Annotated in this window: 6 protein-coding genes and 1 pseudogene; 4 read left to right on the forward strand and 3 right to left on the reverse strand. The window is 42.8% G+C overall.

What is annotated here, in order from left to right:
• Window positions 1-1,244 (reverse strand): GAF domain-containing protein (locus IQ242_RS12645; protein WP_193960218.1); only part of this gene is annotated, 1,244 nt, incomplete at its 3' end.
• A 171-nt stretch (window positions 1,245-1,415) separates the two neighbouring features.
• Here IQ242_RS12645 and psb32 point away from each other — a divergent pair.
• From psb32 to IQ242_RS12660, 3 genes are all read left to right on the forward strand, one after another.
• Window positions 1,416-2,099, forward strand: coding sequence for a photosystem II repair protein Psb32 (gene psb32, locus IQ242_RS12650; protein ID WP_193960219.1), 684 nt, complete (start codon window positions 1,416-1,418; stop codon window positions 2,097-2,099).
• A 258-nt stretch (window positions 2,100-2,357) separates the two neighbouring features.
• Entirely contained in the window at window positions 2,358-2,957 is a 600-nt protein-coding gene (locus IQ242_RS12655; RefSeq protein ID WP_193960220.1) for a hypothetical protein, read from the forward strand.
• A gap of 442 nt (window positions 2,958-3,399) precedes the next feature.
• Window positions 3,400-4,218, forward strand: a complete 819-nt coding sequence (locus IQ242_RS12660; RefSeq protein ID WP_193960221.1) for a transglutaminase family protein — start codon at window positions 3,400-3,402, stop codon at window positions 4,216-4,218.
• A gap of 190 nt (window positions 4,219-4,408) precedes the next feature.
• Here IQ242_RS12660 and IQ242_RS12665 read toward each other — a convergent pair whose 3' ends face one another.
• Window positions 4,409-5,215: a nuclear transport factor 2 family protein gene (locus tag IQ242_RS12665; RefSeq protein WP_193960222.1), complete on the reverse strand. Its 807-nt coding sequence runs from the start codon at window positions 5,213-5,215 to the stop codon at window positions 4,409-4,411.
• A 77-nt stretch (window positions 5,216-5,292) separates the two neighbouring features.
• Between IQ242_RS12665 and murG the strand changes: the two genes are divergently transcribed.
• Window positions 5,293-6,366, forward strand: a complete 1,074-nt coding sequence (murG, locus tag IQ242_RS12670) for an undecaprenyldiphospho-muramoylpentapeptide beta-N-acetylglucosaminyltransferase (RefSeq protein ID WP_193960223.1) — start codon at window positions 5,293-5,295, stop codon at window positions 6,364-6,366.
• Here murG and IQ242_RS12675 read toward each other — a convergent pair.
• Window positions 6,348-6,824, reverse strand: a pseudogene (locus tag IQ242_RS12675) (Uma2 family endonuclease); the annotation flags it as partial. The gene murG and the pseudogene IQ242_RS12675 overlap by 19 nt on opposite strands.
• Between the last annotated feature and the right edge of the window lie 99 nt (window positions 6,825-6,923).

A 6,923-nucleotide genomic window follows, 5' to 3' on the forward strand; every position in this document is an offset into this window, starting at 1 on the left:
CCGATCGCACCCCCCATCAACTCAACAAATTTTTTACTGATAGGTAAACCCAATCCTGTCCCCTGTTGGGATTTTCGTCCCGTTTCCGTTTGGTTAAAGGGTTGAAATAGCTTATAAATCTCCTCTGGGGCGATTCCTGCGCCTGTGTCTTCAATTTCCCAGAGCAATCGCTGATAATCTCCTCTTTTCTCCCCTACTTTTCCCCGGAGAGTTACCCCTCCCGACTCAGTAAACTTCAATCCGTTACCCAAGAGATTGATTAACACCTGTCGCAATTTACTTTCATCAGTACATATATATTGAGGCAGATCGGAGCTGCGATCAAAAATTAAGCTTAAAGCTTTTGCCTGCGCTTGTGGACGGAGCATTTCGGCAATATTATCTAAAAGAGCGTATAAATCGAAATTACTAGGGTTAAAAACCGTTCTTCCTGCTTCTATCTTCGACATTTCTAGAATATCGTTGATTAACTCTAATAAATGTTCCCCGCTACGATTGACAATTTCCAAATATTGCCGATATTCACTGCTGATGCTGCTATCCCGGGATATTAAGCGAGTAAAACCCAAGATAGCATTAAGAGGAGTGCGTAATTCGTGGCTCATGTTAGCTAGAAACTCACTTTTAGCTTTATTTGCCTTAACTGCCGCTTCCTTAGCCTCTTTTAACTCTTTTTCCGCTTCATATCTACTTTGTGCGATCGCAATTAATTCTCCCAGCAACCGGACAAAGGTGACATCTTCCCTTGTCCATTGCTTTTCTGCACTTGCATCCAATCCCAGATAACCCACCGTTACCCCATAACTATCCCACATGGGAACGATTAAGAGACAGGGAGTAGAACTATGAGCGAGAATAGTTCTTTCAGGGATAGCAGTAGCTGGTAAATCGTCTAAAGAGTTTATTTTAACTGGAATACCGTTTAATAATTGTTCCGAAAACCAGGGAAAGGTTTCCGTCGAGAGATTTTGTGATTGTTCCCGAATCGGGATAACTTGCGGATAGTCGGGGTGACAGTATTCATAAACCATACTCCACTGCTGACGACAGGTCGAATATTGAATAATGTAACAGTGAGCGCTCTGGGTAAATTGACAGAGCAGTTCTAGGGTATGATCGATCGCCAAGTGGATATCTTGAGAAATTAGTAATCTTGTCACCCGCGAGAGCAAATTATCGCGATAGGACTGCGTTTCTAGGGTTTTTTCCCGTTTTTTAGACTCTAGTTCCTCAAAATCATTCATAATCAGTTATCAGTTATCAGTTATCAGTTATCAGTTATCAGTTATCAGTTATCAGTTATCAGTTATCAGTTTCACTGAAAAAAGCTTCCCATCTGCTGTCTTCTGTCTCCCGACTCAAAAAACAGTAAACTTTTCCCCTATCATGTTCTATAGGAATTTTACCGAATCAATATGCTCAAATTATTAGCTTCTCTCCTTCTCTCCTGCTGTATAGCCTTGGGTGTTTCCCTGTCACCGGCTGCTGCCATGGGAGTCTATGACCTCCCCATTTTAAGCTCTGGAGCGCCCACTTATGTGGTCGATCCCGTTGCGGCCATTAGTGCCGCTAACGAAGGAAAATTAAATAAAGATCTGAAAAACCTCGCCGAAAAAACCGGCCAAGAAGTGAGAATGGTGGTAGTCCGGCGCTTGGATTACGGTCAAAAAATTGACAATTTAGCCGATGATATCCTGAGAGAATGGTATCCTAACTCCGAAGATCGTGCCAATCAAACTATCATCGTCCTTGATACTTTAACCAATAAAACTGCTATTCGGGTTGGGGAGGAAGCAAAACCCCTATTAACCGATGCTATTGCCGATAGTATCCTCTCGGAAACTATGGCAGTTCCCCTCAAAGATGGGGGAAAATATAATCAAGCTTTACTCGATGCTAGTCGTCGTCTAACGGCGGTACTTTCTGGAGAAGCGGATCCCGGACCGCCGGAAGTAGCGACAATTAATATCGAAAGTACCTTTACTACCGCGGAAGAAACTGACGATAAAAGCGCCACGATTTGGGTGATAGTTTTACTGGTTTTAGCTACAGTAATCCCCATGGTCACCTATTTTTGGTACGCTGGTTTCGGTCGCTAAATTAAATTAATGTTCTGGGACTGATACAGCTAAAATATTCTCAAAGATAGTACAATCCTCAGCCTGAATGAGCAAGATGAAGTAACTTCTAAGTGGGTGGGTGGAATTAAATATAAGATGAACGTAGGTTGGGCTTCGGCCGTGAGCTCAGCCGAACGGTTGAAGCATGAAACCCAACGCCCTACAAATAATTGTGCCTACCTACTTAGTAGATTTTAGTTGTATCAGTTCACCCTATTTACTTAACATTAATAACTAATGTCTAAACTGGTAAATAAATTACAATCCTATTATCGAGAGGAGGAAGGAACTTACTTAATTGAAATTAAACTTAATCAGTTACAGCAAGTCTTTAATTCTCTCGATCCTTCGCCATTTTTAGATAGAGATTTAGACGATAACGCCGAAAATTATATTATTAACTCTGTGGATGAATTTCCCCTCAATACCCCCCTTAAATTAGTCTTTTATCTCCCCAGTCAAGAACAAAACACCGCCCGACATCTGTTACCCTCAGCTTTACATAATTATTTTGACTATCGCCAACAGGGAGAACAAAGAAAATTACGCACAATTTGGCGACAGGGACGCGTATCTTTGATAATTGGTCTCTCCTTTCTTTTTGTTTGTTTGAGTCTCAGCGAATTAATTGGTCGTTTTGGCAGCGATACATTTATTCACTTCTTAGAAGAAGGACTATTAATTAGTGGTTGGGTGGCCCTCTGGCGACCTTTAGAAATTTTTCTTTACGAATGGTGGCCCGTCAGTTATCAACAAAAGATTTTTGCTAAACTAGCCCACATCCCCATTGAAATTCGTCTATTAGAGGAACCATCCACCCCGGACTCTTTTCGATAGCTCTAATCCTGCCGATGGCTTGTGTTCAAAGTTACAAAGCTTTTATTTGAAGCAGTTTACAATAAAAAAAATCCGTACAAAGCTTATCGGTTTTCAGCTTGGCTATTACTTTCTCCTCAAACTTTTAACTAAGTAGTCGGTCCCAACTTTTTTCAGTCTGGCGATTATTGGCGTTTCATCCCGACAAATCCCGACAAAATTGCTATCTAGATAGGGTTTGCGGCAAAAAGTACGGGCGAAGCATTCGGATAGAAAATCTACGGTTTCACCGATAGGTTATTGCCCGAATGCTTCGCCCCTACAGGACGCGGGCCGATGAAGACGCAAGGTTTGGAAGCACAATTCTCTCAAAATCTTGCACCTGTGGGAGCGAGAAAAGCCACAAAAACCTTACCTTGCCTACATTTCACATTTATTCAGCAAGCCCTAGATAGGAGTCCTAATGTTAATCCATGTTGGTTATGAATTTGGCTTTGATGTCCCCTTACCCGTGGTCATGTTGTTAAAACTTTATCTACACCCCTCAATTTTAAATCAAGTTAGACAATCGGAAAATTTGCAGGTGGAACCGGCAACAAAAATAGAAGAATTTTTAGATAGCTTCGGTAATCGAACCAGTCGTCTAATTTTACCCGACGGACAGATCCGCATTCACAATGAAGCAGTTATCGAGAATGAATGGAAACCCGATATCGTTAATTGGAATGCCCAAGAAATTCCTTTAGCAGAGTTACCAACCCAAGTTTTTCCCTACCTAATGAGTAGCCGTTATTGCGAAGTAGATTTGCTTGCGGAAATTGCCTGGGAACTTTTCGGACAAACTCCCCCCGGTTGGGCAAGGGTACAAGCGGTTTGTGATTGGGTTCATAGTCACATTCGTTTTGGTTACGAATACGCGCGGGTGACGAAAACCGCCTATGATGTCTATCGGGAAAGAACGGGGGTTTGTCGCGATTTTAACCATCTAGCTTTGACTTTTTGCCGTTGCCTAAATATTCCTGCCCGTTATGCCTCCGGCTATCTCGGAGATATCGGTATTTCTCCCCAACCTCTACCGATGGATTTTAGTGCTTGGTTTGAAGTTTATTTAGACCATCAATGGTACACCTTTGATGCTCGTCATAACACCCCCAGAATCGGGCGGATTTTAATGACTCGCGGCTTAGATGCCGTTGATGCTGCCCTAACAACTTCTTTTGGTCAAGTAAATTTAACAAATTTTCAAGTATGGACGAGGGATGTTTCTCACCTCTATGCTTAATCAGAGTATTTATTAAACCTCTTGCATAATTAATTTTTGAGGGTTCAAAAACGGCAAAAATAAGGATTAAATTGCCTGAAAGTGCCAGCCATTGGAGTGAACGGGGGGAATAAAACCCTACACCCCACACCCTACACCCTACACCCCACACCCCACCAACAAGCTTTTTGCCGCAAAACCCAGATAACAATTACTTTTCTACCTTAACCCGTTGAGTAACGACAACAATCCCATCTCCTTGAATTAAAATCGCCGATAACCAGCGATTTTCCGGTGTTGCCGGCGCTTTTACCCGCTTAAATAAACCGCCAGACTGTAATAACTCCAATTCTAGAGGCTTTGTATTAATATAACGCTCAATATCTACTTTCTCATCGATCGCCGTTCCGGCCAATAAATCATCCCCCAAAGGTTCGCGGACAATCACATCAAAATCAAATTCTTGACCCACTTTCACCCTTTCGGGAATTCTCACTTGAATACTGGGGGGATTTTTGCCGGTGCTTAACTCGACTCTCTCGCTTAAAATCTCCTGATAAACAAGTTTATTCCCTTGAAATTGTTGACGAGAACGAATCGTAGCATTCATTCCCACCACTCGTCCCTGCACCTTTCCTGTCCCGGTAATTTTAGTAATTGTATTGGCCGTTAACTTGTCCCCAGAACGACTCCAAGATTCGAGGGTCGTGGTGTATTCTAGATTGTTATAACGTTCCCAAAAATGAGTCAAAGCCTTTTTAGTTTTTTCGTAGGTCAAGCCATCGGAATTAGTAAATTTAGGACTATAAAACTCAATTAATTGCTTGATATCTCGCTCATTAGCCGCCGTTTCGATTTTGGAGATAAGGGTTTTTAAATTAGCCGGAGCAGTTTCTGGCTTTTCGGCCCGCAAACTGTTGGCAAGGGTAAAAGTTAACCCCAAACCTAACAGCAACGATAGGGAAAAATTGAGGGATTGACGAAAAAATTTATCGGGGATTGTGTTCAAGTTACGCATTAGTGATAGTTTGTGTAAGGATCGATAACTATGGTAGATTATTTCATTCTAGGACTGAATTTACCCTCTCTCGAATTATGGCACGCACTCCAACCCGTCTCTTGATTGCCGCTAGTGGTACTGGTGGTCATTTATTTCCCGCTTTGGCCCTGGCCGAGCGCTTGCCGGATTACGAGATTGAATGGTTAGGAGTTCCAGACCGTCTGGAACAGTCCTTAGTTCCAAAAACCTATCCCCTGCACAGCATCCCGATTGAGGGGTTTCAAACCCGTTTCGGGTTAAAAACTCTCAAGATTCTGTTCAGTCAACTGCGGGCCATTTGGCAAGTGCGTAGTTTAATCAAAAAACGTCAGATAGCGGCAGTTTTTACCACCGGGGGTTATATCGCAGGGCCCACCATTTTAGCGGCTCGTTTAGCTAATATTCCCGTCATCCTACACGAATCTAACTACATACCGGGCAAAGTCACGAAAGTTCTCGGTCGCTGGTGCGATACGGTTGCCCTCGGTTTTCAGGGAACCGCCAGCTATTTACCCGGCACTCGCACCACTTGGTCTAGTACTCCCGTACGGGAACAGTTTCTCATTCCCCAGTCCCTAGATTTACCGATTCCAGAGGATGCTTTTTTAATTGTCGTTGCCGGTGGTTCTCAAGGGGCCGTGGCTCTTAATCAACTTGTGCGACAAAGCGCTCCCCAATGGTTAGAAAAAGGCATTTATATCGTGCATCTCACGGGAGAAAACGACCCCGAAGCGGATAGTTTGCGCCATTCTAACTATTTTTCCCAGCCTTTTTACAACAACATGGCGGGATTATGGCAAAGAGCTAATCTGGCTATCAGTCGCTCTGGAGCCAGCACTTTAACAGAATTAGCGATCACTTGTACGCCTTCGATTTTAATTCCCTATCCTTTTGCTGCCGAAGACCATCAGTTCTATAATGCCCAAGTTTTCGCTGAAGCTCAAGCGGCTTATCTTTACCGTCAAAATGAGTTAACTGCTCAGTTTTTAGGCGAATTAGTCCTCGATTTATGGTCTAATCCCGAAAAATTGGCCGCCATGGCTCAACAAGCTTCTCATCTAGCTATTAGTGACAGTGCCGATTTATTAGCCGATTTGTTGAGAAGAAAGATTCAAAAAGATAGTTTTTGAAACAAATCAGCCACGGGAAAAGTGAACCCCGGAACCACATCTTCCCCCTCCAGAAAATCTCCTGATGTTAATAATCCCTGCGGTTCGTACCCAGAACGATAAACTAAGACATAGTGTTGACCTGGACTGATAACCCAGAGCAAACGAGTACCATTGGCAAAATACTCGGCAATTTTGTCCTCGATTTCTGCCACTGTATTCCCTGGAGAGAGAATTTCTACCACTAAATCTGGCCCACCTTCTAAAAAACCCGTCGGCAATTCTTCCAATCCTTGCAGACGTTCCTTGGCAAAAAAGGCTATATCAGGAGAACGTTTATTGCCATTTTTCATAGTAAAAGCAGTGCTGGAGTCCAATAATACCCCTAGTTTTCGAGATGTTACTAAAGCGAATAAAGCAGCACTTAAAATAATGGCAATATAACCGTGTAAAGCCCCAGAATTACCCAGATTAATTAGGGCTTGCTGAATAAATCTAAAAACCTTGTTGGATAAGACTTTTGGACTTTTTTCCCCTCAAAAAGTACCAGATATGGGAGTGATCAGGGGGAAATTCAG

The organism is Microcystis sp. LEGE 08355 (assembly GCF_015207185.1).
GTDB classification, from domain to species: Bacteria; Cyanobacteriota; Cyanobacteriia; order Cyanobacteriales; family Microcystaceae; genus Microcystis; species Microcystis panniformis.